Genomic DNA, 26,658 nt, shown 5'->3' on the forward strand with positions numbered 1-26,658 from the left:
AAATATAAATAATTACCAGTGCATTAATCACAAGTAGGGCATAGATGAACAGTCTCATTTTATTATTTGGAAATATAACCAACAAAAGTAACAGTATTGGTATAGCTCCCATGATAATGCTAATAAATTTAGGAAAATGCATTTTCATACCTTCTTTAAATCCATGGTCCCCATGTATCAACAGCCGCACCAGCCAGTCCAAGAGCGCCGCCTAATGCCACACCATCTCTTACACCTTTAATTGTGGCACCTGATACAGTTCCTATCCCTGGAAGAACCATTGATCCAATTGTTCCACCAGTTGCAGCTCCATAAACGCCATCGGCAATACCACCTACGACAGCACCAGTAATACCAAGCAGCAAGCCTCCTTCTGATTCAGAAAGAAGAGCTGTGTCCGCTGCTTCAAAGTTGTCAAATGTTATTGACTCCAAAGTTAAGAAATTCATCAAAATTTTTCTTTTATTTTTTGCCAATTATCCTTGGCTAACAGTGCCCAGTCTATCAATTTCCCTTTCATTTAGCAATATCGTTGAGTTTATTTTAATGAAATCTCAAAATTATTGTTGTAAAAAGCATAATTTTCTGTATTTTTTAATTACTATCTATTGATAAAAGAGAAAATCATTTGTCAGCCACTACAAGCCAAAAAACACTGATTAGCCCTGCTAACCAGTGTTGTCAGTATTAATTAGAAGCGAATAGTTTCACGCGTTTTTTCATAGGAGGAGACAAAGCGGTCTGTGACACCGGGCTCTACTGTTTCCAAAGCATAGGAAATTTCATCAAAGGAACCTTGATAGTCGTATTCTTCCTCAAAGAGTTTAAGAGCAATATCAAAGCTTTCCTGAACACTCGGCTCAAAGCTGCGGTAGCGGTTTGAATACTGCAGAAGCTGCTCTGTCAATGTCGCATTTTGAACCACCCGATAAGCAGTTTCTTCTAAATTAGCAACAGCGGCTGTTGCTGCTTCTGTCAGACGATTCACCGTTTCAATATGGATACGGGCACGATTCAGTTCATCCATCAAGGCTTCCAGCTGAGCGCTGCTTGTGAAGAAAACACTTAAGAATTCCTGAGGAATACCCGGAAGATTGCGCTTCTCCATAAAACGTTTGATGGCATGCAGCTGATTGATGTAGCCGTCCAATTTTTGACGGGAGGTCTTTTCAATATTTTCAATATCTTTCAGACTGTTGAAAACGTCCAGCTGGCCTTCTTCAACCAAGTCAAGCTTCTTGATGGCACGGTCAAACTTATCTTCTAAAAGTGAGAACGGTTTTTCCTGTACGTCAAAATTCTCAATAATCGGCAGCACATCTTTTTCAATAACTGTCAAATCTTCATTGAAGTCACGAACGTTGATTTCTTCTTTTTCATTCAAGATATAGCGATGTGTCAGACGTTCAATTTCTGCTTCCAGCTGCTCGTTGTTCTTCTTGGCATGTTCCAAATAAGCCGGAATAATCTTCTTGCTCTTAACAATTTTCTTATGAGCTCTGATTTCACGTTCAAAGATATCGTAGAGACCGTCAATTTTTTCTTGAATGGATTCATTTTCTGACTCGGCCTTATCCAAGTCCAAAGAGACCAACTCGTTAGAATTGCTGCCGATTGCTTCGCGGATTTCCTGAAAACGTTCTTCAATATTTTTCTCAGGGAAGTGATAATTTTCTTCCAGTAACCGGCGATAGCCAGACTCCAAATCATCCAGCTGATCAGGGAAATCATCTTCCAATTTAGCAACGATAGCCGGAATCTTCTCGGTCATCTGACCCAGTGCAATTGTGTGCTCTTCGGCACGGTCAAGAATCTCGGAAGCTTCTACAGGGTCACCTGAAGAATTCAGGGTAACAAACTGTGAAAACTCAGCTTCAATATTTTTGAGCTGCTTCTCAATTTCAGGCATGGTGGTCCCAAAATTGCTGTCCCCTTCTTCAACTGAAGCCTGCAGCTTTTCATACATTTCAAGCGCATGCAAAACACGGGCGCTGTTTTTTTCTTCCTGCTCTTTTAAAACAGCAAGAGCCTCTCTGATTGCTTTAATATCTTCTTCCGCAAGATTCAGCTGACTTTCAATACTGTTGATTTGATTATGAGCACGGATAAAATTGAAAGTGTCATTTAAATTTTCTGCTTCAAAGATATGATTTTCAATATCGCTGAATGAATTGAGCGATAAATCAACCCATTTTTGATTCCACTCACGAAAGGCCGTCTGACTCTGACCGATTAGATGGAGTTTCTTAACTTCTTCAATCTCATCATTGACAGGCAGATCAAAAAGATTTTGTTTGCGTTCTTCTAATTTTGTGATTAACGAATCATTTCGTTTTCTGATAATAATAGCAATCAGGTAGGCTGTAATAACTACCAGCACTATTGCCACTATCAGCAATACAATTCCGCTAGACATCTTAATCTCCTTAAATTGTCTTATTATTGTCAAAATAGGCTATAACGTTACGATTATAACATACTTCCAGCTGCTTTTCAAAAAAATCTTCGATTAAATGTCAAGCGTACTATAAACCGCATTTTCTTCAATAAATTCACGGCGAGGTTCAACACGGTCCCCCATGAGCATGTCAAATATCTTATCAGCCTCAGCAGCATCATCTACAGAGACACGGGCCATCAGGCGGTTATCCGGATTCATTGTCGTTTCCCACAGCTGATGGTCATCCATTTCTCCCAGACCCTTATAGCGCTGAACAGTCGGCTTAGAGCGGCCCTGACTGTATTTTTCTAAAGCTTCCTGCAGCTTTTCTTCCTGGTCATTGCCCGGCTGAATGTATTCCTTGATGTCACTGCCGACCTTGACTCCGTAAATCGGCGGCTGAGCAATATAAACATAGCCGGCCTCAAGAACCGGACGCATAAAGCGATAGATAAGCGTCAGAAGAAGGGTTCTGATATGGGCACCGTCAACATCGGCATCAGTCATAATAACCAATTTTTGATAGCGTGCCTTGGAGACATCAAACTCTGCTCCAAAGCCCGTTCCCATAGCCGTAAAGAGACTTCTGATTTCGTCATTGGCTAAAATCTTGTCCATGGTGGCCTTTTCGACATTGAGGATTTTACCGCGAATAGGCAAAATGGCCTGAAATTCCCGATTGCGGCCGGACTTGGCAGAACCGCCTGCAGAATCCCCTTCCACGATAAAGAGCTCATTTTGCATAGGATCGTTTGAGGAGCAGTCTGCCAGCTTGCCCGGCAGATTGGAAATTTCCAAACCGGACTTCTTGCGGGTCACTTCACGTGCCCGTTTAGCCGCAATCCGCGCCTTGGAAGCCAATATTCCTTTTTCAACAATTTTTTTAGCCGTCTGCGGATTTTCCAATAAGAAACGGCTGAGCGCATCGCTGAAAAGACGGTTGGTAATCTTAACCACTTCTGAATTGCCGAGCTTGGTCTTGGTTTGACCTTCAAACTGCGGATTGGGGTGCTTAACTGAGATAATAGCTGTCAGACCTTCGCGGACATCTTCCCCTGTCAAATTGTCCTCATTTTCTTTGAGAATCTTATTTTTCTTGGCATAGTCATTGACGACACGGGTCAGGGCTGTACGGAAACCTTGTTCATGCGTTCCGCCTTCATGGGTATGAATGTTATTGGCAAAACTCATGATGTTTTCATGAAAGCCAGTTGTGTACTGCATGGCCACTTCAACCGCAATACCGTCCATTTCACCGTCCGTATAAATAGGCTGGTTAAAGATAACATCCTTATTTTCATTGATAAATTCCACATAGCTGACGATACCGCCCTCATAATGAAACTCCTCGCTTTTTTCCTGGCCGGGACGCTTATCTGTAATGGAAATTCTCAACCCTTTATTTAAAAAGGCAAGTTCCTGAATACGTTTGGCCAGTTTGTCAAAATCGAATTCGGTTGTTTCAGTAAAAATTTCAGGGTCTGGTGTGAAATGAACAATCGTTCCGGTAATATCAGTGTCACCAATCACTTTCAAATCATCCGCAACAACGCCGCGATGATACTCCTGAAAGTGAATCTTGCCGTTCTTATGGACACGGACATCTAATTGTGTTGACAGGGCATTAACAACAGATGAACCAACACCGTGAAGACCGCCGGATACCTTATAACCGCCGCCGCCAAATTTACCGCCGGCATGGAGAACCGTAAAGACTGTTTCAACTGCCGGACGGCCCGTTTTTTCCTGAATGTCAACCGGAATACCGCGGCCGTCATCGATAACCGTAATCGAATTGTCCTCTTCAATGAAAACCTGAATATGGCTGGCAAAACCTGCCAAAGCTTCATCAATGGAATTATCAACAATTTCCCAGACCAGGTGATGAAGACCTTCTTTAGAAGTTGAGCCGATATACATTCCCGGACGCATACGCACAGCTTCCAGACCTTCCAGAACCTGAATCTGACTGGCATCGTATTCTTGAGCTAATTGATCTAAACTTTTATTTTCTTCTGTCATTATCCTAACCTTTAATTTATGATTTCTACCAGAGATTTAGAGCCGTCTGTCAATACTGTATCAAAACCAGCCGCCTGACCGGCTTCGATATCAATCCTGCGGTCACCGATAACCAGCGCCTTTTTGATAGCATATTTTTTCTTGAGGTAAAGCATGCTGGCGGGATCCGGCTTTCTGGCAAAGCCGCTGCTGCTGGTAACAACTTCTGTAAAAAAGTGAGCAATCCCTGTTTTTTCCAGAAGCTCCAAAACCTGATCATCTCGGTGAGAGACCAAAAAATTGCGTCCTCCGCTGGCTGCAATCTTCTCAAGAATTTCCTTAGCTCCCTTGAAAAGAATGGGATGTTCTAAAAATTTAGCCTCATTTTTCTTATAGGCCTTTAAAAAATCCGGCTGATCAGGCACAAAATAAGCAATCGCAGCATCTGTTGACTCCCGTAGCTTGTCATAGACCTGCTGATAAGAGGCCGAAATGCCAAAATCTGCCAGCGTAACAGCAAATGCCTTGGCTGACATGCCGTAATTATCAAGCAGCGTTCCGCCTAAATCCCAGATATAATCCTGATAATTCATATCTTTCATTGTAACATATTTTTAAGATTTTTGACAGTTAGGGCCACAAGAAAGAGTTTGAGACAGGCAGCCATCATGGCTGTCTGTCTCAAACTCTTATTATTCTGATAGCTAAGAACAGCTGAGAAGTCCTTATAAAGTCCTGGCAGCCTCATTTGGCTAAGCCTTGGAAGCTTTCTTAGCGCCTGCTTTTTTCTTAGGGTATTTGAAGTGTTTTTCCATTGCTTTTTCCTGATTGAGGCTGTTTTGGTAAGACATCGAAAGCACCAGACCGACACCGATTAAATTTGAAATCAGAGAGCTTCCGCCCTGAGAAATAAAGGGCAGCGGAATACCAGTCAGAGGCAAAATTCCAACGGCTGCTCCGATATTTTCAAAAATATGAAAGAGAATCATCATGATAAAGCCAGTTGAAATGTAGGTATAAAATAAATTATTGGAAGCAAAGGTTACGCGCAGCATGCGGTAGATCAAAAGCAAATACAGGGCTAAAACGATACTGCCGCCGATAAAGCCAAAATTCTCAGCAATGACTGTAAAAATCATATCACTTTCACGCACAGGAACAGGCAAATCGACAACATTAAGTCCCTTACCAAACAAGCCACCGCTGCCAATCGAAATCATCCCTTGCGTCTGCTGATAGGCAATGCTACCGGCATAATCAAAGGGATTTAACCAGGCTGAAAGACGATTAATCTGATAAGTGTCCATGCCCATGTGATGATAGAGAAACTCTTTTCCTCCCGGAACCAAAAAGACAACCATGAATAGCGCAGCTATAAGGATTGCTGCTCCTGCGACCGGCAAAATAATCTGCCAGGAAATACCGGCGATTAAAACCAGTCCGGCCAAAATGGCCATAAAGACCATAGCCGTTCCCAAATCTTTCTGTAAGGCCAGCAAAACCATAATCGGCAAGGTCAAGAGGGCAAACCACAGCAACAGCTTGCCATCTTCCCGCAAGTCTTTTTCCCCATCCTTATATTTCTGCTTAAAGCTGACGGTCAGACGCGCCAGTATTAAAATATAAGAAATCTTCATGAATTCCGAAGGCTGAAAGAGCGTGACGGAGCCAATGGAAACCCAGTTTTTGGCACCAGTTGAAGCTACTAGTTCCGGACTGTAAAAAATCAAGGGGAGAATCATCAGGATAAGGCCCAGGCCGTATAAATACGGTGTGATTTTCCAGAGAAACTCTGTGCTAAAAAGCATGACAACAAAACTAATGGCAGCTCCCATAACCAGCCAGATCATCTGCTGCCCCATGACAAGAAGAATCTTATTGGGGTAGTCATGAATGGTTGCCGTATAAACAGAATAAAGTCCAATAAGTACTAAAAAGAAGACTGGTAAAATAAGAGAATAATCAACTCGACTGTCAATAGGTTTTTTTTTCGTTGCCATGCTTGCTCCTAAGAATGTTATAGAAAATATTATATCATTTTTATCACTTCATCGTGTCTTAAAAACTAAAATCCTGTGACAAATATTAAAGTGGTCATTGAACAGATTGAACCACTTTTCTGTGCTGCATTTGCCTGCCAGCTTTCTGATACTTGCCAAGCACAAATCTAAAGATGGATATACTAAAAAAGCCCTTTGCTGCAAGTCAATTCTTATTGACTGCTGTCCAAAAGGCTTTGTTTTATTTACAGGACAAAATTTTTTATCTCCAAAAATAAGCGACTTATTTCAACAATCACTATCGCTTAAATGCTCTAAAATCGCTCATTAAAATTTCAAAATATCCCCTGCCGGAATCGAACCAGCAACTGCTTCTTAGGAGGAAGATGTTATATCCATTTAACTAAGGGGACAATCTGCTTTTTCTATTGTACCCTAGACAAAAAAGGAATGCAAGCCTTATTTGCCGGATAAAGAATAGTCCTGTAAATTTTGAAAATTTAAAAAGGCCTCGCTAATGAAGACCTTTTTAAATGATTTTTACTGACGTTCTTTGATACGTGCAGCCTTACCTTGCAATGCGCGCAGGTAGTAAAGTTTAGCACGGCGCACTTTACCATGACGAATGACTTCGATTTTTTCAACACGCGGTGTGTGAATAGGGAAAGTACGTTCAACTCCGACACCGCTTGAAATCTTACGAACAGTGTACATTTCTGAAATTCCTTGACCTTTGCGGGAAATAACAACCCCTTCAAAGATCTGGATACGTTCGCGGTTTCCTTCGACAACCTTGGCGTGAACACGGACAGTGTCACCAGGACGGAAACTTGGAATATCAGTGCGAAGCTGACCTTCTGTCAAACTTTGGATTAATGGATTCATTTTTTTCTTCTCCTTATCTTACTAATCATAAGAGCTCTGTCCCAGCGGATTAGTCGTTTTTGTGCGTCCATTGCACACAAAAAATATTGTAACAAAATCTGCAGCAGCTGTAAAGTAAAAGTTCACAAAAGTTTCAGTCCCGCTTGTTAAAAATCTTATTAAATGCTTAGCAGCGAAATCACCCTAAGATACACTTCATTATCTTCATGGAAAGAATGACTTATTTTTACTGCTCTGCTGAATTTTCTCTGATCTTCTGGAGCGCATAGATAGACTGCCTGCGGTTCACAATATAGGCAAAAGTTGCTGCAATAAAGTAGGCTGGCAAATTCTGATAGCCAAAAACCTCTCCTCCAATAAAAATCGGAGCTAAAAAAGTATTGGTGGCACTGCCAAAAACGCTGATGTAACCCAAAGCCGCAACCAGCTCAGCCGGCAAATGAAAGAAAGCGGCCAAGAAAACGCCCAGGGAAGAACCAATTGCAAATAAGGGTGTTACTTCACCGCCTTGAAAGCCGGCAGATAAGGTCAGAACGGTCAAAATTAATTTTAACAGCCAATCATAAACATAAATCTGCTGACCAGAAAAACTGGCCGCAATCAAATTGGTTCCCAGTCCCGAATAACGTCCCTGATGAAGGCTTAGAAAAAGAATACTTAGCACTATTCCAGCCACTAAAATCCTCAAGTAGGGATTGGGAAACAGCCGTGCCTGCAGCTGTTTGATTTTTGCCAGGAGATAGGCAAAAAGATTTCCGGCCAAGCCAAAGAAAAGACCCAGAATAAGCAATTCTATAAAGAGTTTTGGGGTCAGCGAAAGAGGCTCAGAAATGACATGAGAAAATTTTTCCAGCCCAAGACTGTGTGAGGTCAGACTGGCAGTAAAAGAGGCAACAGTCATTGGCACCAAAGCACCGAGGCCAAGATTGCCAACAATCAATACTTCTAGGGCAAATAGAATCGCAGCCATCGGTGTTTGAAAAAGACCTGCAAAGCCAGCTGCCATTCCGGTAAGGAGAAAAATCCGCGATTTATTAGGAAAGTGAAAAAAGCGGCTGAACCAGTGAGAAACGGCGCCTCCCAGCTGCACCGCAACACCTTCGCGGCCGGCACTGCCGCCAAACAGATGGGTCAGCCAAGTTGTTACAACAGCCATCGGCACTAACCGTTTTGGAATCGTTTCTTCCTCGTCAAAACCAACCTCAAACAACAGCCCCATGCCCTTGCTGCTTTTACCGCCGATAGTGCGGTAAGCATAGACAATCACTAAACCGATAAGTCCTAAAAAGGGCAGTAACTGCCAAGGATATGCCGTTCTGACAGCAGTCAAATACAAAAGCACACGGCCAAATACAGCATCAATCGCTCCTGCAATGCCGCCTATAAGGATTCCCATTAAAGCCAGCAAAAGCAAGACTGAATAAGGGAGTTCCTTCGCTTCCTGAAGTTTCTTTTCAGTCATTCCATCTCCTTTTCAAAAAGATATTAGACCCTTTTTAAATCTTGGGGCTTGTTTTTTGGGCACCGTAAACGCTGATGTGTTTTTTAACAATGCTGGCAAAACAAACGACAATAAAAAAATAAGGAATGTTATCAAAGCCGAAAATTTCACCGCCAATAAAAATCGGTGCTAAAAAGGTTCCCGTTCCGCTGCCGAAAACACTGGCATAGCCAAGAGCAGCAACAAAATCTGCCGGCAAATGGAATAAGGGCGCAAGCACCGCACCAAGGGTCGCTCCAATTGTAAACATGGGCATTACCTCACCGCCTTGATAGCCTGCAGACAGGGTCAGAACTGTTAAAAGCAGTTTGAAAAACCAATCAAAAGGATAGACACCGCCGTCCTTTGAAAAACTGGCTGCAATCAGATCTGTACTCAAACCAGAGTAGCGTCCCATACCCAGCACAATCAATAATGCACTGAGCAGCAGCCCCATTATCACTATGCGCTGGTAGGGTCTTCTAAAGCGCAGCACCAAGGCTAGCTTGGTTCTTCTTAATAAATAGGCAAAAAGAGTCCCTACAAGCCCAAACAATATGCCCAAAAGGGCAAATTTCAAAAAGAGCAGAGGATTGAGCTCCATATTGACCTCTATCAAGCGGGTAAATTTTTTCAATCCTAATAAATGCGAAGTATAACTTGCCGTATAAGCAGCCAGACAGGTAGGCAAAAGCGCAGCCAGCTCTAAACGGCCGATAACAAGAACTTCAAGGGCAAAGAGTATGGCCGCTATGGGCGTTTGAAAGAGTCCTGCAAAACCTGCTGCAATTCCGATAATCAAAAAGCTTCTTGAAGATTCTTTAAATGAAAAAATGGGAGAAAAGGCATGAGACAAGGCCGCTCCTATCTGGACAGCCACTCCTTCACGGCCGGCACTGCCGCCAAACAGATGGGTCAGCCAGGTTGAAAAAATGGCTAAGGGCACCAATCTTTTAGGAATAGCCGTTTCCTTCTCATCAGCGACATCAAAAACCAATCCCATTCCCTTAATACTTTTGCCGCCAAAATGATCATAAAGAAAAACAATCAAGAGGCCGGACAGGGGCAAAAAAGGAATGAGGAGCAAAAAATGACTGTCACGAAATACGGTCAAGGCATTCAAAACAACACCAAAGACCATGTCAACAAGGCCGACCAGCAGGCCAACAAGAATGGCGGCCGCTGATACCAGCAATAAGCGGCCGTTTTTCTCCAAATCAAGAAAGGCTTTCATCTGCACCCTCTCCCAATGTTTTTATCTGATAATCTCTTGAATGTTTGAGGATATCAGCAAAAGTCGCTAAAACAGCTGGACGGTAAGCTTCATTGGCCACTAATTCGGCTACTCTTTGCAGCAGGAGCTGCTCACGTTCGGGATCCAGCACTGCCTTGCCGGTTGCTTTTTTGTAGGCCGCAACCTGGCTGACCAAATCCATGCGCTTTTCCAAACAAGAAACTAATTCTCTGTCAATAGCATCAATCTGCTCTCTAATATCTTGTAAATCCATCATCTACTCCTTTGCTTCATTATAGCAAAAAAAAGGCCCTGCTTCTAGCCCTTCTTTTGTTCAAAACCTTTATAAATAATCAAGCAGACAAGAATAACAGCAACAATGAAAAGGAGCTGTTTCACATCTCCCAGCATCAGGGCGTGGCCGCCGAAAGCATAGAGAACACTGGTCGGAGTTACTCCCAATATCAGGCAAAGCAGCCAGCGCTGCCGTGGTACCTTTGTATCAAGAACTGTATAATCCACCAAAAAAGACGGGATGAAAGGAATCATATAGCCCAATGTTAAAGCCAGATAAGGATTTTTAATCTGTGCAAGTTTATCCAGCCGCTCATTTAATCTGCTGTCTTTTTCTGTCAAATCTATGCGGGCCATGACTTGAATCAGGAAAAAATGCCCCAGCACATTGCCGCTGATATTCATCAAAATACCCAACCAAGGTCCAAAAACCAGTCCGTTAAAAACAGACAGGACAGAGCTGGACAAAAACGGTATGGCAGACGTCAGGCCGGTTAAAAGGGTTAAAATGACAAAATTCAGTATATTTTCTGAACGCAGCTGCTGTTCAAAATCTTTAATGGTTCTTTGAGGATTAAAAAGCAACAGCCACCGATCCCAATATTGATAAAGAATAAAAGCAAGATAGGCAGCCATTATGACCAATCCCAGCCAAAGAAAGAAGCGGCTGACTTGCCTGTATTTGACAGATCTTTTTTTCATAGTTCATTTTTTCTAACAAGACACTCAAAAGGAAGAGAGTGGGAAAAAATCGGCTAAACCAACAAGTCTTACTCCCAACCACTGTGTTAAATATGTGATACTTCATAAATTGAAAGAGTTTGAGACTTTTGGCCCAAACTCTTCCAGGCTGCTGCACGCTGTCAGCCGACTGAGCCTTCCATGCTCATGTTGATTAAAGCGTTTAGCTCTACCGCGTATTCCATGGGCAGCTCTTTTGTGATCGGATCCATGAATCCGTTGATAATCATGGCCGTAGCCTCTTCTTCACTGATTCCCCGGCTCATAATGTAATAGAGCTGTTCTTCAGATACCTTGGAAACCTTAGCTTCATGTTCCAAAGAGACATTTGAATTATGGATTTCATTGAACGGAATGGTGTCTGAACTGGACTCACCGTCCATCAAAATCGTATCGCATTCAATATGTGATTTAGACCCTGCACTGTCTCTGCCAAATTTAACCGTTCCGCGATAATCTGTTTTGCCGCCGTCTTTGGCAACCGACTTTGAAATCAGCGTGCTGGATGTGTGGGGAGCATTATGGTAAACCTTGCAGCCGGCGTCCAGATGCTGACCGTAATTGGCAAAGGACATGGACAGAACGGACGTTCTGGCATGCGGGCCAGTTAAAATCGAACACGGATACTTCATATTGACCTTGCTGCCAAGATTGCCGTCAATCCATTCCAGCGTTCCGTTTTCTGCAACCGTACCGCGTTCGGTAACGAGATTGTAAACATTATCGGACCAGTTCTGAATAGTGGTATAGCGGAAAGAAGCATCGCGCTTGACAATAATTTCCACAGTGGCTGCATGCAGGCTGTTCGTTGAGTAGGTTGGCGCCGTACAGCCTTCAATATACTGAATGGAGGCTCCTTCTTCAACAATTATGAGAGAACGTTCAAATTGACCGGCATTTTCACCGTTAATCCGAAAATAGGTTTGTACAGGAATCTGACACTGAACGCCCTTGGGCACATAAATGAAGGTTCCGCCTGACCAGACAGCACCGTTTAGTGCCGCAAATTTATGCTCAGCCGGCGAGACAACTGTCGCAAAATACTTTTTAACAAGGTCAGGATATTCCTGCAGGGCTGTGTCCGTATCCGTAAAAATAATCCCTTGCTTTTCAAATTCCTCTTTCATATTGTGGTAAACCACTTCTGATTCATATTGGGCTACTGCTCCAGACAGGAACTGGCGCTCTGCTTCCGGAATGCCCAGACGCTCGAAGGTTTTTTTAATGTTGTCAGGAACATCATCCCAGCTTCTGGACGGCTGGCCGCTGAGCTTTTGATAATAAATGACATCATCAAAATTAATTCCGGCTAGATCCGGTCCCCAGCTAGGCATGGGCAGCTGATAAAAGAGCTTTAAACAGCGCAAACGATAGTCCAGCATCCACTCAGGCTCGTTTTTAATCTCAGAAATATTCCTGACAATTTCCTCTGTTAAGCCCTTGCCGGTTGAATAAAGGGGTTTTATATCGTCGTGAAAACCAAAGGCATAATCTCTATTTTTCAATTTCCTTCACCTCACAGTAAGATCTAAAAATTAGTGAAAGCGCTCGCTTTCGTTCTCATTATACTCCTTTTCTGATGAAAATTCAGGTCTGCGGCTCTCAAAGGCTGCATTAGCCATAATAAAAAGCCGCAAGCTGCTGGTTAACAATAACATGTTAATGCCTAAAGCAGCTCACGGCCTCAGTATATCTTATCTAGCCGACCTTATTGGAAATCTCTTCTGCAAAACGTTCCAGATTATCAATATCTTCATCCTCTGCTGCCAAATCAACCTTGACAGAATCGGCTCCCTTGGTGGCACCCGTTCCTTCAAAGGCCAGTTCAAAATCATCAACAGATTTGCAAAAATCATCGTAGAAAGTATCACCAGAACCAACAACACCGTAAATCTTACCTGAAAGGTCAAGGTCTTGCAGATCTTCATAGAAATCTACAATCTCATCAGGAAGATCACCGTCACCGTAAGTATAGCTGGCTACAATTGCAATATCGGCATCCTGAAACTCATCGGCATCTACTGTCGTACACTCATCCACATCAACCGTGTGCCCTAATTCCTCTAACTTTTGAGCGACAATGTCAGCAATTTCCTCTGTATTTCCCGTCATACTAGCAAAAACAATTTTAGCGAAAGCCATAATTCCCTCCAAAATAATAGTAACTTGATTATATCACAGTTTAATCACTTTTAAAATATCTTAGTCAATCTCCTGATAAGCTGCTGCCAGTGCCGCTAAAAGCTCGGCCTTTTCAGCTGCAGAGGCAAAAGAAGCCTCAATAGCATTCTGATTAAAGTGGTAAAAATCTGCCTGACTGGTCCCAAAATAATCCGCAAATAGCTGGTATTCCTTTGTTAAACTGGTATTGGAGACAGTGCGGTTATCGGTATTAATCGTCAGTTTTGCACCAGCTTCATAGAGTTCCTGATAGGGAAAAGCTGCTAGAGATTTGGCCGCCTTGGTTTGAAGGTTGCTGGTCAGACAAAGCTCGGCTGTTACCTCATTTTTAACAAAGTCTGCTATCAATTCGGGATGATCGTGGATAGCGGTAACATGCCCCAAACGTTTGAGTCCCAGAGCGATAGACTGAGCAATGTGGCTGGGGCAGCCGCACTCGCCGGCATGAAAAGTCATAGGCCGCTCTAAACTCTGTGTATAGCGGATGAGCTCAGCTATATCTTCCGGCGGGAAATCATGCTCATTGCCGGCAAAGTCAAAACCAGCATAGTCCAGTCCTTCTGCAGCACTAATCTGCCCAAAAATATCTTTTGTCAGCTGCTGAGACGACTGCCTCATACCGCAGATCAAGGCCTTAGCGACAATACCAAAGTCAGCCTGAGCCTGCTTCAGGCCCTCTTCTACCGCTTCCACTGTCTGAACAGCTGTCAACCCCTTATCCATGGACAGCTCAGGTGCAAACCGAATCTCAATATAAATAACATGTTCGGCAGCAGCCTGTCTGGCCACATCATAGGCTGCCAGACGAAGAGCTTCCTTGGTCTGCAGCAGCGGACGGATAATATCAAAGGTCCTTAGGTAATCAACAAGACTTTCTGTTTTTTCAGGGGCTGTCACCAATTTTGAAAGCTCGGTGTCCGATTGCGGCAAAGCAATATCTGCCAGAGCAGCCAATCTTCTGATTGCCTCCAAAGACAAAGAGCCGTCCAAATGACAGTGCAACTCTGCTTTTGCTAAATGATATAAGCTATTTCCCATTGTATCACTCCACTTTCGTATTGCTATCTATGATAACATATTTTAGTTGATTTTATCTTTTTTCTATGATATATTTTGAAAACATCTGGAAAGGAGAAACGATGTCTCATTATATCCCGCCAAAAGTTTGGGCTGCTGAGGAAAGCAATCAAGGAAAATTTTCGGGCATCAACCGTCCGACTGCCGGCAGCCGCTTCGACCAAAAACTGCCTCAGGGTGACAAACCGCTGCAGGTCTATTCTTTAGGCACACCTAACGGTATCAAGGTCACTATTATGCTGGAAGAGCTGCGTGAACTTGGTGTCAAAGAAGCAGATTATGATCTCTTCAAAATTTCCATCATGGAGGGTGACCAATTTGGTTCTGATTTCGTTGCCATTAATCCCAACTCCAAAATTCCAGCTCTTTTAGATAAGTCTCAGGAACCAAGCGTCCGTGTCTTTGAATCGGGCTCTATCCTGCTTTATCTGGCTGATCAATTTGAACACCTCATCCCTAAAGATTGGACTCAGCGAACAGAGGTCCTTAATTGGCTCTTTTGGCAGATGGGAGCTGCACCCTTTGTTGGCGGCGGTTTTGGCCACTTTTTCAATTATGCTCCTGAAAAATTAGAATACCCTATCAATCGCTTTACCATGGAAACCAAGCGTCAGCTGGACTTGTTGGATAAGGAATTGGCTCATAAGCCCTACATTGCCGGTGAAGACTATACCATTGCTGATATCGCTGTCTGGTCATGGTACGGACGTTTGGCACAAGATGCCCTTTATGAGGGAGCTTATGAATTTCTCGCTTTAGATACCTACCAGCACCTATTGGACTGGACCGAAAGAATCGCTCAGCGTCCTGCTGTTAAGCGAGCTTTGGCAGCTGATTACAAAGATATCAAGTAAAAATAAAAGTCAATCCTTTCTAAGATTGGCTTTTTCTATGGTATAATTAAAAAAATGAATTGAGGTATCTATGACTGCTTTCAAAACTATTCTAGCTAAAATCAAAGCTTACGACACCATTATTATTCACCGCCATATGAAGCCTGATCCGGATGCATTGGGCAGTCAGGTCGGTTTAAAAGACATTATTCAGACGAATTTTCCCCAAAAAACCGTTAAAGTGACTGGCTATGATGAGCCAACCCTAGATTGGCTGGCTCAAATGGATGAGGTCGCTGATGAAGATTATCAAGGGGCGCTTGTCATTGTAACTGATACAGCTAACCGCCCGCGTATTGATGATCAGCGCTATTTAAAAGGTGACTTTTTAATCAAAATTGACCACCATCCGGACGAAGACTTTTACGGTGATTTGTCCTATGTTGATACAACAGCCTCCAGCGCCAGTGAAATTATCACTGATTTTGCCCTGCACAATCAGCTGCAGCTGTCTGCTCAGGCGGCTCGCCTGCTCTACGCCGGTATTATCGGCGACACAGGACGCTTTCTCTACCCTGCAACCACATCAAAAACGTTAAAAATTGCCAGTAAGCTGCTTACATACGATTTTGATTTTGCAGCTTTAGCACGTCAGATGGATTCTTTCCCTTACAAGATTGCAAAGCTCTTAGCCTATATTTTTGAAAACCTTGAAATTGATGAAAATGGAGCGGCTCGCATCCTTCTCAGTCAGGAAGTGCTGAAAGCTTTTAACCTGACAGATGCGGAAACTTCAGCCATTGTCTCTGCTCCGGGGAAAATCGACACTGTCCAAGTCTGGGCCATTTTTGTTGAGCAGCCGGATGGCCATTACCGCGTCAGACTTCGCAGCAAAACGGCTGTTATCAATGAAGTCGCTAAGAGACATGCCGGCGGCGGCCATCCCTTAGCAAGCGGTGCTAATTCCTATAGTTTGGCCGAAAATGACGACATTTACCAAGAACTCAAAAATGTGTTAAAATCGTAGAAAAAACTTGTCAAAGTTTGGCTTTTTTGTTAAAATAAAATGGTTATTAACTATGGCTCAAAAAGAGCTATGGCAGAAAGGAAATTTTTTAAAATGAGAAAAGATATTCATCCAGAATACCGTCCAGTTGTCTTCATGGATACTTCAACTGGTTATCAGTTCCTCAGCGGCTCAACTAAGACTTCAAACGAAACAGTTGAATTTGAAGGTGAAACTTATCCGCTTATCCGTGTTGAAATTTCATCAGATTCACACCCATTCTACACAGGACGTCAAAAATTCACTCAAGCAGACGGACGTGTCGATCGTTTCAACAAAAAATACGGTCTCAAATAAGAAAGAAAACCTTGCTTTGGCAAGGTTTTTTCAGGTTGTAGACAAACTCTATAGTCAGCATTTCACAAGCACACACATCTTAGGATAATACCAATTCACAATCTATAAGAAAAATAGGCAATTGAACGAGCCTGCCCCAGATACTTTCCGCTGTAGCAAAAACGCCAGAAATCACTTTATTTCTGGCGTTCGGAGATTTTGAGACTTGGGCTCAAAATCTAGGTATGAAATTCCAAAGGAAGTTGCTACCGTCCGTGCTACCTAAGGAAAGTATCATAACACAATAGTTCTTTTGATAAAAATTGACTTTTTCTTCAGTCTGAGAAAACCTTGCTTTGGCAAGGTTTTTTGGTTGTCGTTTGTCCAGCTGTCTTAGCTATTTCACTTCTATCTGCAGAATCTTACTGTCTTTAAGAGCGTAGAGATTATGGACTTGATCAGCAGCGATGCTCAGCATTCCCTGAGCATTAAGCAGGTACTTTTCATCTGCTGTCTCAACTTGAAGGCTGCCCTCCAACACCTGAATCAGCTTTGTCAGTTTACCGGATTCATTGCTGATGGACTCTCCTGCAGCCATAGCATAGAGGGTAATGGGGCTGGCCATTTCTAATTTCTTAGTTAAAGAACGGCTGGCGATTTGACCGTCATGGTAGGTTACTAAGTCTAAAAGATTATCAATCATGGCTCACCTCAGGTTTGACAACAACCAAGAGCATTTGAAAGGCTTCCTTGGCATAAAGGCTGTGGGGAATACCCGCCGGCATAATGATGGTCTGACCGGCAGCCACTTCAAAAACATCTTCATCAATAGTGATTTCTGCCAGACCGCTTAAAACATTGACCATGGCATCACCCGGTGACGAGTGGCGGCTGATTTCCTGATCCTTATCCAGTGAGAAAAGTGTCATTCCCAGATCTTTCCGCTGTACCAGTGTTTTGCTGAGCATCTGCTCTTCTTCAATTGGAACTTCCCTTTTTAAATCTAATACCTTGCTAGGCTGAAGTTTTTCAATATAAGCCATCTTTTCTCCCTTCTTTTTACAACCGGTCTCTACTGTATGTTACAAACTGCAGGACAGGCTGATCACTCCTTGTTTTGCGGGCTCAGAAACCCTAATTTAAAACAATAACCTTGCCGAAACCCGCCGTGCTTTCAATATAAGCATGGGCTTTGCTAATTTCCTCTAGTTTAAAAATCTTTTCAACACGAATCGGTACCTGAAATTTCGCCACATAGTCCAGCATTTCCTGCAGCCTTTCTTGGTCCACATCGCCAGAGTAAAAACTTGTCAGGTAACTGTTGTGCTTTAATTCCATAATCGGATCAAAGTCTTCCAGATACCAGCGGCCGCCCAGCTGGCCATTGGAACAGACAATTCCCTGCTCATTAATATGATCAAAAGAATCTTTGACTGAGGCCGGCCCGATTAATTCTAAAATTTTATCAAAGCGCAAATCCGTCTGTAAAACATTGTTTTCATCCAGAATGATCCCATCATAGCCTAAGTTTAATAAAATGGCCTCTTTTTCTAAATGGCGGCTGCTGCCGAAAACCTTATTTTGAGGAAACTGGGCCTTAATCAGACCGAGCATGGCCAGACCGACACCAGACGATGCTCCCCGTATCAGGGTCACATCTCCTGCTTTGATTTGCAGGTTTTTAAAAGCGCCGTAGGCAGTATAGTAGGTTTCGGGCAGAGCCGCTAATTTTTCTATCGGCAAATCTGTTTTAACAGGATAGATTTGTTCATCCGGCAGAAGGGTGTACTCTGCATAAGAACCATCAAAATCGCGTCCCATTTCTCCCATGATAGAAATAATCTGCTGACCGGCCTTTAGATGGGGAGACTGTGTTTGGACAACCTCTCCGATACATTCAATTCCCAAAATTCTGGGAAAGCTGACACTGGGAGACAGCCCCTGCCTTGTGAAAATTTCTGAATGGTTGATACCAAAGCCTAAAACCTTGATGAGACTCCAGCCGTCTTTGAGTTTAGGGAGCGGCCTGTCCTCGATGACAAAAGTGTCCGGACCGCCAGCTTTATAAACAACTGCTGCTTTCATAAGCACTCCTTTCTTCATTACTGCTATTATAAGAAATAGCAGAAGTATTTGCAAACGTTTACTCATCTCAATAGCTCTTTTCATCATTCCTCAATGACTCACAAAAAGCAAAGCAGCCGCTTCATCTTAAAATGCCGGCTGCTTTGCTTTTTTCTTGATTCTAACAGGATGTCTTTAGTGAGCCACAATTTCCTGGGCGATCTCTTGACCGCTTAGTTTATTGGGATAGTAGGTTGGCCAGTTTTCCAATTCTTCCAGCAGCTTATCCTGACTCTCACTGCCCCAGAACAGATGGAAATGCTCTGCCTTTTGAGGCTTGATGCCATGGTCGCTGAATTGAATGTATTTGAAGGAACCGGCATTCTTTGACTTTGTTTCAAAAAGATAGCGCACCCCGCGATTGCCTTTTGAATAGTTAAGAATCTTGTAACCAACATATTTATAGGTGTACTTATAATCCTTGCCTTTTTGGGTAAAGGTAACCGTATTTTTCTTGCCATCAATAGCAATCTTGTCTACATCTGTCTTGTAGCCTTTCGTGTAATAAGCCTTATATTCCTGCGCAGTCATATCTTTCTTAGACTTAGCCTTATAATCCCAGACACTGTCCAAACTGCCGTCTTTTAAATAAGGATAAACAGACTGCCACTTGCCCGTCCAATCGGAGAGTTTGCGGTCCTTCACATTCTTATCCTTAAAGTAGCCGTTAGCAACAGTCTTGCTGTTATCTTTTTCAGGCTGGATAGCTTTGCCGGCTGCATCTGTCGTCTTGCGGAGTGCCTTTAGATTGCGCCGCATGACAGAAAAATAATCCTCGCCAGCCTCCATCTGCTTTTTGGTCAGACTTTCCAGAGGGCTCAGTACAGCCGTTTTAACGCCGGCTTCATCGGCCAAGGTTTTGGAAACTGATGAAGAAGCATTTTCTTCGAAATAAATATAATCAATCCCATATCCCTTGACATATTGAGACAGATCAGCTAAGCGCTTGGCTGAGGGTTCAGACTCGGCTGTCAAACCCGTAATAGGAATTTGTGTCAAACCGTAATCAAGGGCTAAGTAACCAAAGGCTGCATGCTGTGTGACAAAGGATTTCTGCTGAGCCTTGCTCAGAGCATGGCTGTAGTCTTTATCCAGTGCCTGTAATTTTTTGATATAGGCAGCAGCATTTTCCTTAAAGACCTCGGCCTTCTTAGGAAAATGGTGTGAGAGTTCATCACGGATATTTTCCACCAGGCTGACTGCTCGCTTAGGCGACAGCCATACGTGCGGATCATAAGCATGATGGTGTCCTTCATGCCCATGGTCATGGTCTCCTTCTTCCGTTCCCGGTGCTAGAATCATCTTTTCAGTGGCTTCAATGAAGGGGACTTTTTTAGTATCGACAGATTTTTTCACAGACGTCACCCAGGATTCCATGCTGTCAGAATCATAGACAAAGGCATCGGCTTCCTGGATTTTGCTGACATCTCTGGTTGAAGGTTCAAAGTCATGGACCTCCGTGCCTGCTTTAACCAAGAGTGAGACCTGTCCTTGATTGCCAACGATATTTTTCGTAAATTCATACATGGGATAAAAGGTGGTAACGACAGCTATCTTGCCATCAGTTTTCCTGCTTTCTTCCCTATTCATTAAAAAGACGACGGCTGCCAGCAATATAGCCATGAGCAGTGATATGATGATAACAGGTTTTTTCTTCATGCAAATCTCCTTTTCGTTAACCAGTTAATTATTTACTGGTTAAGTATAGCATATTTAAAAATTTTTGCAAGCTTTTTACACCAATATCCAATAAAAATCAAAAATTGACTGGGCGGCAAGCTGCAGGCTGTACTAGGTTAGGGCAAAGTGACGGCAGCAACCTATATTTGAAGAATATAAAATTTTCTAACGAAAAAAGAAGCTGCAGCTGGCACTGCTCCCCAAAAGCCGGATAGAAAAAAACAGCTTGGAAAGTCAGCACAGCATTCAGCTCCTGCATGTTTAGCTTGATATAAGTTTTGGGAAAGCAAGAAGACCAGCTTAATCACTGACGCCATAATGATTGGTCATCAGATTGCTGGCATCAAAAAGAATTTTTTGAAGCAACACCTGTGTCTCCTGCTCAATAAAATCACTCATGGCTTGATTCTCCGCTTCAAAATCAACGGCTTCTCCTGCTGCCAAGGCCTTATCAATACGATGAAGCATGGCATGCCCTTGAGCCATTGTTTTTTCAACATAAGCATCTAAATCACTCTCATGCTGATGGTAATGAGGATCGGCAAGGGCGGCAATCAAACGGTTGACCCAGTAAAAACTATCCGTAGATACCTTGTCAGTGGTATTGGCAAAATAGTCTGGTGTTTTTGACACCTGTGTAAAGAAGGGTACCATGGTATTAAACGGCATGGAACCATAGGAAAGCCACTGAACACCTCTGACTGACTGAGCTTTATCAGGCCTTATCTGCAGCAGGGCAGTCTGACTGGTGCGATTGATGCCAATCGTTCTAAAAGCCGTTCGGCTGATCTTATCTCCTTCAGGACCGTAAGGATCAAAAGCCGTGTCTTGATAGTGACTGCTTAAAACATACTTAATATCTTCCACGGTAATCTTGCGGTAAGACTTCTGCGACCAAGGAAGAAAGAAGCTGCGCGGATCCTGCTCCATTTCGGGATTGAAAAAATGCTGCACGGCCCAGGCACGAGGCGTATTGTAATGTCTGTCCTTGTCCTTTTGGCTGCCAAAGGCATAGCGCGGATTGAAATGCTCATTGGAATAAGTCAAATCAAGATGATTTTCCTCAATAAAACTTCTTAAATCACTGGAAAAAAGGTAGTCATCGGGATTATTGAATTCAAAATGGTCAATGCCTAACTGATTAGGATTGACAACATAAGAGTCATCCGGAACGCGGCGGGCAATCCAGTGATGGCCGCCAACAGTTTCCAGCCACCAAATGTCAGCACTATCCGAAAAAGCGACACCATTGGACTCATAGGTGCCGTATTCTTCAAGGAGTTTCCCCAGACGTTCAACACCCTCACGCGCGGAATGAATATAAGGCAAAACTAAGGTCAGCATGTCTTCTTCGCCAATGCCTGATTCAACCAAGGGATCTGCCCCTAAAACACGGCTGTTGGTGGTGATGGTCTCGGTGGCACTCATGGCTACATTGGCCTCATTAATACCTGCTTCTCCCCAGATGCCATCCTTATCCAAAGCGTTGGGAACGCAGGTGTAAGATAGGGGATTGTCTGGTAAGTCCATGTGAAAAGACGACAAAACAGCCTGATAATGCCGGGGTTGTTTTTGAGGAGTGATGGCTTCAAACTTTTTAGGACAGAAATCGCCGCTTTGTGAATCTTCGGTTCTGGCAATCATGGTGGAGCCGTCGTAGCTGGCCTTTTTACCAACCAGAATAGTTGTGCACGTCATATAAAGCGTCTCCTTTATTATAATTCTTCTGCTATCTTATTGATTTTTCGCAGCCTGTGATTGACACCGCTTTTAGTCAAAGGAGTATCCAGACTGTCGGCAATCTGCTGGATGGAAAAATCAGGATTGGCCGCTCTTATCTGAGCAATCTGCTGCAGCTCCAAGGGCAGACTTTCCAGACCAACACTGTCCCTGATTTTAATAATATTATTGATTGTTCTCATGCTGGCGCTGACAGTCCTGGCAATATTAGCAGTTTCTGCATTATTGGCACGATTGACATCATTTCTGGTTTCCCGCATGATTTTGATTTTTTCAAAGGCCAGCATGGCCTCCATACTGCCGATAACAATCAGAAAATCCATGATATCTTCTGCCTTTTGCAGGTAAGTAACCGCACCGTGCTTGTGCTCAATCACCTTGGCATCCAGCATAAATTTTTGCATCAGCTGGGCAAGATCCTGAGCATGATCTAAATAGACCGAAAAAATTTCCAGCTGGTATTTGCCGGATTCCGGGTCTCTGATCGAACCGGCAGACAGAAAGGCCCCTCGTAAATAGGAGCGTCCCGCATCATCGTCAGACAGGATTTTTTTCTGAATCCCCGTCTCAATGCCAAAAAAGGAATCCGACAGCTGCAAATCAGACAGTATCTTATCCACATGATGCTCAAGAAAAACCGTATAGACTCGATTTTTTCTCAGATTGGTCTTTTGGTGGTACTTGATTTCAGGGGCTATCTGATAAAATTGCTCCAGCAGGGCATAGATATGACGGGCGATTTTGGCATTTTCGGTAATAATGGACAGGGTCAGACCTTGCTGGGTCAGGCCCAAATTCCCCGACATTTTAATAATAGCTGACAATTCATTTTTGTCAGCTGTGTCTAAATTTAAAATTTCTTCTTTAACAGATGTGGTAAAACTCATAATTCTTTCATTCTAATCAGGCTCATCAGCTCGGCAACAACACTCTTGCCGTTGTGAAAAGCGCCGCCATTTTCCAAACAGAGGAAGTTTGACGAAACAACACGGGGCACCTGCTCTTTAAGGCCGGCAAAATCGTGCTCCACCTGAACGAGATATTCATCAAATTTATTAGAATTCATGTACTCTTTAGGTACCTGCTCAACATTGACCAAGACTGTATCAATAAACTGCTGCCCCAAATGACGGTTGAGCACCCGCACATGGTCCGCATCGGTAAAATGCTCGGTCTCTCCGTATTGGGTCATGATATTGCAGACGTAAGCCACTTCTGCCTTGGTCTCACAGAGTGCTTTCCCGATCTCATCAATAACCAAGTTTGGCAAAATCGAAGTAAAAAGTGAACCGGGTCCCAAGACAATCATATCACTATCCATGATGGCATCAACAACCTTGCGGCTGGCAGCAGGTTTGGCGTCGTCATAGCTGTTGGTTACATAAACATGGTCTATCATGCCCTTGTGCTTGGCAATCTGACTCTCACCGACAACCTCCTGACCGTCCTGAAAAACAGCATGAAGCGTCAGAGCTTTTTCACTGGAGGGATAGATTTTGCCAGTAACGTGGAAAAATTTGGACAGAATCTGCATGGCATTATAGGTAGAACCTTGCATTTCTGAAATGCCGGCAATGATTAAGTTGCCCAGCGGGTGCCCAGCAAGCGCACCGTCTTCGGCATTAAAACGGTATTGAAAAATTTTCTCGTAAAATCTGGGCATATCGCTCATCGCTACCAGAACATTTCTGAGGTCTCCAGGAGGAGTCAGCTGCATGACATGGCGAATCGCTCCGGAACTGCCGCCGTCATCTGCCACCGTGACAATAGCTGTAATATCCACATCTTCATGACGCAGACTGCTTAAAAGAACAGGCAAGCCTGTACCGCCGCCAATAAGGGTTATTCTTGGTTTTCTCATGAGCGATTCACTGTCTCCTTACGTCGATTCTTATCACGGTGGCTTTCATGAACGGTCCAATTGTGCTTTAAGTCTTCCGCCAAGCGGTGGGCAAAGGCCACGCTGCGATGCTGACCGCCTGTGCAGCCAATAGCGATGGTTAAAACGGATTTTCCTTCTTTTTGATAACCGGGCAGGATAGGTTTTATCAGAGCTAAAAGATTGTGATAGAATTCCTCTGATTCCTCATGATTCATGACATAGTCTGAGACATCTTTGTCAAGACCAGTTTTGTTGCGCAGTTCGGGTTTATAGTAGGGATTGGGCAGAAAGCGCACATCAAATACCAAATCAGCGTCCAAAGGCAGACCGTATTTAAAACCAAAGCTGACAACTTCTAAGTGAAAACTGGCTTGATTTTGTTCCCCTGAAAACTGATCTGTGATGGTTTTGCGCAGCTGCCGCGGTGTTAATTCTGTCGTATCGACAACATTCTGGCTGAGGTTCTTTAAAGGCGCCAAGAGCTTGCGTTCAAGCGCAATACCGTCCAAAACACGGCCTGTTGCTGCCAAAGGATGGCTGCGGCGGGTTTCCTTGTAGCGTGATACTAATTCACTGTCAGTGGCATCTAAAAAGAGAATGCGAAAATTAATAGAATCGTTGAGTTCTATCTTGTCCAAAACAGAGCTGACCTCCTTGAAAAAAAGGCGGCTGCGCATATCCACTACCAGGGCAACCTTGTCATTTTCACCGCTGCTTTCAACCAATTCTAAAAATTTGGGCACCAAGGCCGGCGGCATATTATCAATTGTAAAGTAACCTAAATCTTCAAAAGACTGGATGGCAACGGTTTTCCCGGCACCGCTCATACCTGTAACAAAGACAAGATCAATTTTTTTGTCAGACATTTTCACTGCTCCTTTTTTCTAGCTCTTCCACTTTTTCCATCAAGGCCTGATTTTGCTCCTGCATATCCGCTAGCTGTTTGGTGATAGAAACCAGCATTTCTGCCTGCAATTTCTGAATTTCCAAAAGGTCTGACTGATCTTGGTGCACCAAATGGTCAATCTTAGCATGCAGAAGTCTCACGCCCTCTTCCGATTTTTTGTTAACATTATAGTCATTTTTAGCCTGCAGACGGTCATAGTCCGAGGCACGGTTTTGGCTCATCATAATCAAAGGAGCCTGAATAGCCGCCAAGGTAGACAGAGCCAAATTCAAAAGAATGAAAGGATAGGCATCAAAGACCAAGCCAAAAGGTTTAATAACATTGAAAGCCATCCACAGAACCATCAAGGCTACAAAGCAGATGATGAAGGTCCATGAACCGCCAAAGCGCGCAACATCATCAGCTATTCGCTGACCAAATGTAATTTTGCTGTCCCACTCTTCCTGCAGATCTAAGGGCATATAGTCCTGATTTTTGCTTACTTCATAAACCGTTTCACGGACGTAATCGTTCTTTTTATTAGCCTTTTTAACAATCTCCTGTAAAAACATCAAGCGAAACTGCGCCAGATTCTTATGGCTGATAAAACTTTGCTCAGTCAGCTGAGGATGATGCTGCAAGAGGAGCTTTTGCAGACGCTTATCCAAATCAGATAAAAAAATCCCTTCCTCTAACAGATAGCTTTTATGGTCAATAGCATCCACTAACCGTTCATCCTTGGTCATATCCTGCCTTCTTTCTATTGCTTCTATTATAGCAAAAAAACCGCTTTAGCGGACTTTTTAAAGGAGCAGATCGCTAAAAAACGGACTTGAAACAGCGCCCGCTTTTAATCACGATTAATCGTCACTCCCAGAACAGTTAAATGCCCATTGCTGACCAGAGTAATAACCAGACGTGCCAGTTCTTTAGCGGGCATGTCAAAATCAGATTTGATCCACCACATGAGCGTCCCTGTAAAAATACTGGTCAGATAAGCAACGATAAAATCCGTAGGCACTGACTCGCCAGATTCTGTAACGTTTAATTTTTCCAGCAAATCAGCATACTTTTCTCTTAAGAGCTTGCCGAAATTTTCCTGCATGATTTCCTGCGAAATACTCTTTAAGGCGATTTTGGCAATGGAGCGATTTTTTTCCAGACTGTGATAGAAATCGGCCAATAGATTCTCAGCTTTTCTAACCTGCACAATATCGCCGTTTGTTACCTGAGCCGCATCAATCATATCAGACAGCTCCTGCAGGAGCTGTTTTTGAATACCCTGCTGCAGCTCATCCTTGTCTGCATAATGGGCATAAAAGGTTGCACGGTTAATCATGGCTTCATCTGCAATGTCCTGCACTGTAATTTTTTCATAGGGCTTTTCACTCAAAAGCTTGGTAAAAGCATCAAAAATAAGTTTTTCTGTCCGCAGGTAACGAATATCTGTAAATTTCATGAACGTTCTTTCTCTTAAAACCAAAATAGTCCCTCACCAATCCGGTAAAACTGTCAGCCGGATCAGCTGCCATAAACAACGGATACCATCTAAAAGCAAGCCTGCCTGTACCTTATGACAAAGCTTAATGCTGAGGCTGAATATTTAAGACTGCCACCGTTAGCTTATCCCCGTCAGGATGATTATTAGCAAGATAATCAACACTTTGTTGGTCATGTGTTGCTTAAACAACAGTTTTTAAAAAATCAACGATTGCATTTGTCTTGATGAGTTTTATAATAATATTATAACAGACAGACTGTTGATTAAGCAACAGATTGTTGCAGAACCGACAGCCTGTCGCCTAAAAACAAAAGAAAGGATCAAGGCGGGCAAGATT

At 43.3% G+C, this 26,658-nt stretch carries 26 protein-coding genes and 1 tRNA gene; 3 read left to right on the forward strand and 24 right to left on the reverse strand.

From position 1 onward, the window contains the following. Nucleotides 1-155: 155 nt before the first annotated feature. From BMI76_RS07800 to add, 14 genes are all read right to left on the reverse strand, one after another. Nucleotides 156-449: a bacteriocin gene (locus tag BMI76_RS07800; protein WP_075347016.1), complete on the reverse strand. Its 294-nt coding sequence runs from the start codon at nucleotides 447-449 to the stop codon at nucleotides 156-158. Nucleotides 450-691: 242 nt separating this feature from the next. After that, a complete protein-coding gene (gene ezrA, locus BMI76_RS07805; protein ID WP_075347017.1) occupies nucleotides 692-2,416 on the reverse strand; it encodes a septation ring formation regulator EzrA in 1,725 nt (574 codons plus the stop codon). Nucleotides 2,417-2,509: 93 nt separating this feature from the next. After that, a complete protein-coding gene (gene gyrB / locus BMI76_RS07810; protein ID WP_075347018.1) occupies nucleotides 2,510-4,462 on the reverse strand; it encodes a DNA topoisomerase (ATP-hydrolyzing) subunit B in 1,953 nt (650 codons plus the stop codon). An 11-nt stretch (nucleotides 4,463-4,473) separates the two neighbouring features. Beyond that, complete coding sequence (locus tag BMI76_RS07815; protein ID WP_307770185.1) at nucleotides 4,474-5,034, reverse strand: HAD-IA family hydrolase; 561 nt, start codon at nucleotides 5,032-5,034, stop codon at nucleotides 4,474-4,476. Between the two features lie 159 nt (nucleotides 5,035-5,193). After that, nucleotides 5,194-6,441, reverse strand: a complete 1,248-nt coding sequence (locus BMI76_RS07820; RefSeq protein ID WP_075347020.1) for an FtsW/RodA/SpoVE family cell cycle protein — start codon at nucleotides 6,439-6,441, stop codon at nucleotides 5,194-5,196. A gap of 341 nt (nucleotides 6,442-6,782) precedes the next feature. Beyond that, nucleotides 6,783-6,854 (reverse strand) — tRNA-Arg (locus BMI76_RS07825). A gap of 127 nt (nucleotides 6,855-6,981) precedes the next feature. Beyond that, the gene (gene rplS / locus BMI76_RS07830; protein ID WP_075347021.1) at nucleotides 6,982-7,326 is read right to left on the reverse strand and encodes a 50S ribosomal protein L19; all 345 of its coding nucleotides are present in this window, start codon (nucleotides 7,324-7,326) and stop codon (nucleotides 6,982-6,984) included. 226 nt (nucleotides 7,327-7,552) lie between these two features. Next, nucleotides 7,553-8,788 carry a voltage-gated chloride channel family protein gene (locus tag BMI76_RS07835; protein WP_075347022.1) on the reverse strand — a complete coding sequence of 412 codons (1,236 nt, stop codon included), beginning with the start codon at nucleotides 8,786-8,788 and terminating at the stop codon, nucleotides 7,553-7,555. 34 nt (nucleotides 8,789-8,822) lie between these two features. Next, nucleotides 8,823-10,040 carry a chloride channel protein gene (locus BMI76_RS07840; RefSeq protein ID WP_075347023.1) on the reverse strand — a complete coding sequence of 406 codons (1,218 nt, stop codon included), beginning with the start codon at nucleotides 10,038-10,040 and terminating at the stop codon, nucleotides 8,823-8,825. Continuing rightward, a complete protein-coding gene (locus BMI76_RS07845) occupies nucleotides 10,024-10,314 on the reverse strand; it encodes a chorismate mutase (RefSeq protein ID WP_075347024.1) in 291 nt (96 codons plus the stop codon). The genes BMI76_RS07840 and BMI76_RS07845 overlap by 17 nt, the downstream gene beginning before the upstream one ends. Before the next feature lie 44 nt (nucleotides 10,315-10,358). After that, nucleotides 10,359-11,036, reverse strand: coding sequence for a TVP38/TMEM64 family protein (locus BMI76_RS07850; RefSeq protein WP_075347025.1), 678 nt, complete (start codon nucleotides 11,034-11,036; stop codon nucleotides 10,359-10,361). Between the two features lie 161 nt (nucleotides 11,037-11,197). Next, nucleotides 11,198-12,580 (reverse strand): Fe-S cluster assembly protein SufB, encoded by a 1,383-nt coding sequence (gene sufB / locus BMI76_RS07855; RefSeq protein WP_075347026.1) that lies wholly within the window; start codon nucleotides 12,578-12,580, stop codon nucleotides 11,198-11,200. A gap of 193 nt (nucleotides 12,581-12,773) precedes the next feature. Then, nucleotides 12,774-13,217 (reverse strand): flavodoxin, encoded by a 444-nt coding sequence (locus tag BMI76_RS10690; protein WP_142355068.1) that lies wholly within the window; start codon nucleotides 13,215-13,217, stop codon nucleotides 12,774-12,776. A 60-nt stretch (nucleotides 13,218-13,277) separates the two neighbouring features. Next, nucleotides 13,278-14,294, reverse strand: a complete 1,017-nt coding sequence (gene add / locus BMI76_RS07860) for an adenosine deaminase (protein ID WP_142355069.1) — start codon at nucleotides 14,292-14,294, stop codon at nucleotides 13,278-13,280. A 101-nt stretch (nucleotides 14,295-14,395) separates the two neighbouring features. Between add and yghU the strand changes: the two genes are divergently transcribed. From yghU to BMI76_RS07875, 3 genes are all read left to right on the forward strand, one after another. Further along, nucleotides 14,396-15,187: a glutathione-dependent disulfide-bond oxidoreductase gene (gene yghU, locus BMI76_RS07865; protein WP_075347027.1), complete on the forward strand. Its 792-nt coding sequence runs from the start codon at nucleotides 14,396-14,398 to the stop codon at nucleotides 15,185-15,187. A gap of 70 nt (nucleotides 15,188-15,257) precedes the next feature. Then, complete coding sequence (locus BMI76_RS07870) at nucleotides 15,258-16,193, forward strand: bifunctional oligoribonuclease/PAP phosphatase NrnA (RefSeq protein WP_075347028.1); 936 nt, start codon at nucleotides 15,258-15,260, stop codon at nucleotides 16,191-16,193. Nucleotides 16,194-16,286: 93 nt separating this feature from the next. Then, the gene (locus BMI76_RS07875; protein ID WP_003087628.1) at nucleotides 16,287-16,529 is read left to right on the forward strand and encodes a type B 50S ribosomal protein L31; all 243 of its coding nucleotides are present in this window, start codon (nucleotides 16,287-16,289) and stop codon (nucleotides 16,527-16,529) included. A gap of 376 nt (nucleotides 16,530-16,905) precedes the next feature. On the opposite strand, the gene BMI76_RS07880 is transcribed toward BMI76_RS07875, so the two are convergent. From BMI76_RS07880 to BMI76_RS07925, 10 genes are all read right to left on the reverse strand, one after another. After that, complete coding sequence (locus BMI76_RS07880) at nucleotides 16,906-17,211, reverse strand: acetate kinase (RefSeq protein WP_075347030.1); 306 nt, start codon at nucleotides 17,209-17,211, stop codon at nucleotides 16,906-16,908. Next, nucleotides 17,204-17,551: a cupin domain-containing protein gene (locus BMI76_RS07885; protein ID WP_075347031.1), complete on the reverse strand. Its 348-nt coding sequence runs from the start codon at nucleotides 17,549-17,551 to the stop codon at nucleotides 17,204-17,206. The genes BMI76_RS07880 and BMI76_RS07885 overlap by 8 nt, the downstream gene beginning before the upstream one ends. 91 nt (nucleotides 17,552-17,642) lie before the next feature. Beyond that, nucleotides 17,643-18,593, reverse strand: a complete 951-nt coding sequence (locus BMI76_RS07890; RefSeq protein ID WP_075347032.1) for a zinc-binding dehydrogenase — start codon at nucleotides 18,591-18,593, stop codon at nucleotides 17,643-17,645. Between the two features lie 174 nt (nucleotides 18,594-18,767). Beyond that, nucleotides 18,768-20,291, reverse strand: coding sequence for a zinc ABC transporter substrate-binding protein AdcA (locus BMI76_RS07895; RefSeq protein ID WP_075347033.1), 1,524 nt, complete (start codon nucleotides 20,289-20,291; stop codon nucleotides 18,768-18,770). A gap of 321 nt (nucleotides 20,292-20,612) precedes the next feature. Continuing rightward, nucleotides 20,613-22,010, reverse strand: a complete 1,398-nt coding sequence (locus tag BMI76_RS07900; RefSeq protein ID WP_075347034.1) for a C69 family dipeptidase — start codon at nucleotides 22,008-22,010, stop codon at nucleotides 20,613-20,615. Between the two features lie 17 nt (nucleotides 22,011-22,027). Beyond that, nucleotides 22,028-22,939 carry a DNA-binding protein WhiA gene (whiA, locus tag BMI76_RS07905; protein ID WP_075347035.1) on the reverse strand — a complete coding sequence of 304 codons (912 nt, stop codon included), beginning with the start codon at nucleotides 22,937-22,939 and terminating at the stop codon, nucleotides 22,028-22,030. Beyond that, nucleotides 22,936-23,913: a YvcK family protein gene (locus BMI76_RS07910; protein WP_075347036.1), complete on the reverse strand. Its 978-nt coding sequence runs from the start codon at nucleotides 23,911-23,913 to the stop codon at nucleotides 22,936-22,938. The genes whiA and BMI76_RS07910 overlap by 4 nt, the downstream gene beginning before the upstream one ends. Beyond that, nucleotides 23,910-24,800, reverse strand: a complete 891-nt coding sequence (gene rapZ, locus BMI76_RS07915; protein WP_075347037.1) for an RNase adapter RapZ — start codon at nucleotides 24,798-24,800, stop codon at nucleotides 23,910-23,912. Before rapZ ends, BMI76_RS07910 begins: the two co-directional genes overlap by 4 nt. After that, a complete protein-coding gene (locus BMI76_RS07920) occupies nucleotides 24,793-25,566 on the reverse strand; it encodes a DUF1003 domain-containing protein (RefSeq protein WP_075347038.1) in 774 nt (257 codons plus the stop codon). Before BMI76_RS07920 ends, rapZ begins: the two co-directional genes overlap by 8 nt. 104 nt (nucleotides 25,567-25,670) lie before the next feature. Further along, nucleotides 25,671-26,279 (reverse strand): TetR/AcrR family transcriptional regulator, encoded by a 609-nt coding sequence (locus BMI76_RS07925; protein ID WP_075347039.1) that lies wholly within the window; start codon nucleotides 26,277-26,279, stop codon nucleotides 25,671-25,673. Nucleotides 26,280-26,658 lie beyond the last annotated feature (379 nt).

The organism is Streptococcus sp. 'caviae' (genome assembly GCF_001937065.1).
In the GTDB taxonomy this organism is placed as follows: Bacteria; Bacillota; Bacilli; order Lactobacillales; family Streptococcaceae; genus Streptococcus.

Bases quoted from the DNA above. Each gene is read 5' to 3' on its own strand.
- BMI76_RS07835 (WP_075347022.1), bottom strand. From the start codon at position 8,788: ATGACTGAAAAGAAACTTCAGGAAGCGAAGGAACTCCCTTATTCAGTC.
- BMI76_RS07880 (WP_075347030.1), bottom strand. From the start codon at position 17,211: ATGATTGATAATCTTTTAGACTTAGTAACCTACCATGACGGTCAAATC.
- rplS (WP_075347021.1), bottom strand. From the start codon at position 7,326: ATGAATCCATTAATCCAAAGTTTGACAGAAGGTCAGCTTCGCACTGAT.
- BMI76_RS07920 (WP_075347038.1), bottom strand. From the start codon at position 25,566: ATGACCAAGGATGAACGGTTAGTGGATGCTATTGACCATAAAAGCTAT.
- BMI76_RS07885 (WP_075347031.1), bottom strand. From the start codon at position 17,551: ATGGCTTATATTGAAAAACTTCAGCCTAGCAAGGTATTAGATTTAAAA.
- BMI76_RS07840 (WP_075347023.1), bottom strand. From the start codon at position 10,040: ATGAAAGCCTTTCTTGATTTGGAGAAAAACGGCCGCTTATTGCTGGTA.
- BMI76_RS07895 (WP_075347033.1), bottom strand. From the start codon at position 20,291: ATGAAGAAAAAACCTGTTATCATCATATCACTGCTCATGGCTATATTG.
- yghU (WP_075347027.1), top strand. From the start codon at position 14,396: ATGTCTCATTATATCCCGCCAAAAGTTTGGGCTGCTGAGGAAAGCAAT.
- BMI76_RS07900 (WP_075347034.1), bottom strand. From the start codon at position 22,010: ATGACGTGCACAACTATTCTGGTTGGTAAAAAGGCCAGCTACGACGGC.
- ezrA (WP_075347017.1), bottom strand. From the start codon at position 2,416: ATGTCTAGCGGAATTGTATTGCTGATAGTGGCAATAGTGCTGGTAGTT.
- BMI76_RS07910 (WP_075347036.1), bottom strand. From the start codon at position 23,913: ATGAGAAAACCAAGAATAACCCTTATTGGCGGCGGTACAGGCTTGCCT.
- whiA (WP_075347035.1), bottom strand. From the start codon at position 22,939: ATGAGTTTTACCACATCTGTTAAAGAAGAAATTTTAAATTTAGACACA.
- BMI76_RS07815 (WP_307770185.1), bottom strand. From the start codon at position 5,034: ATGAATTATCAGGATTATATCTGGGATTTAGGCGGAACGCTGCTTGAT.
- gyrB (WP_075347018.1), bottom strand. From the start codon at position 4,462: ATGACAGAAGAAAATAAAAGTTTAGATCAATTAGCTCAAGAATACGAT.
- BMI76_RS07800 (WP_075347016.1), bottom strand. From the start codon at position 449: ATGAATTTCTTAACTTTGGAGTCAATAACATTTGACAACTTTGAAGCA.
- BMI76_RS07820 (WP_075347020.1), bottom strand. From the start codon at position 6,441: ATGGCAACGAAAAAAAAACCTATTGACAGTCGAGTTGATTATTCTCTT.
- add (WP_142355069.1), bottom strand. From the start codon at position 14,294: ATGGGAAATAGCTTATATCATTTAGCAAAAGCAGAGTTGCACTGTCAT.
- BMI76_RS07925 (WP_075347039.1), bottom strand. From the start codon at position 26,279: ATGAAATTTACAGATATTCGTTACCTGCGGACAGAAAAACTTATTTTT.
- rapZ (WP_075347037.1), bottom strand. From the start codon at position 24,800: ATGTCTGACAAAAAAATTGATCTTGTCTTTGTTACAGGTATGAGCGGT.
- BMI76_RS07875 (WP_003087628.1), top strand. From the start codon at position 16,287: ATGAGAAAAGATATTCATCCAGAATACCGTCCAGTTGTCTTCATGGAT.
- BMI76_RS07890 (WP_075347032.1), bottom strand. From the start codon at position 18,593: ATGAAAGCAGCAGTTGTTTATAAAGCTGGCGGTCCGGACACTTTTGTC.
- BMI76_RS10690 (WP_142355068.1), bottom strand. From the start codon at position 13,217: ATGGCTTTCGCTAAAATTGTTTTTGCTAGTATGACGGGAAATACAGAG.
- BMI76_RS07870 (WP_075347028.1), top strand. From the start codon at position 15,258: ATGACTGCTTTCAAAACTATTCTAGCTAAAATCAAAGCTTACGACACC.
- BMI76_RS07850 (WP_075347025.1), bottom strand. From the start codon at position 11,036: ATGAAAAAAAGATCTGTCAAATACAGGCAAGTCAGCCGCTTCTTTCTT.
- BMI76_RS07845 (WP_075347024.1), bottom strand. From the start codon at position 10,314: ATGGATTTACAAGATATTAGAGAGCAGATTGATGCTATTGACAGAGAA.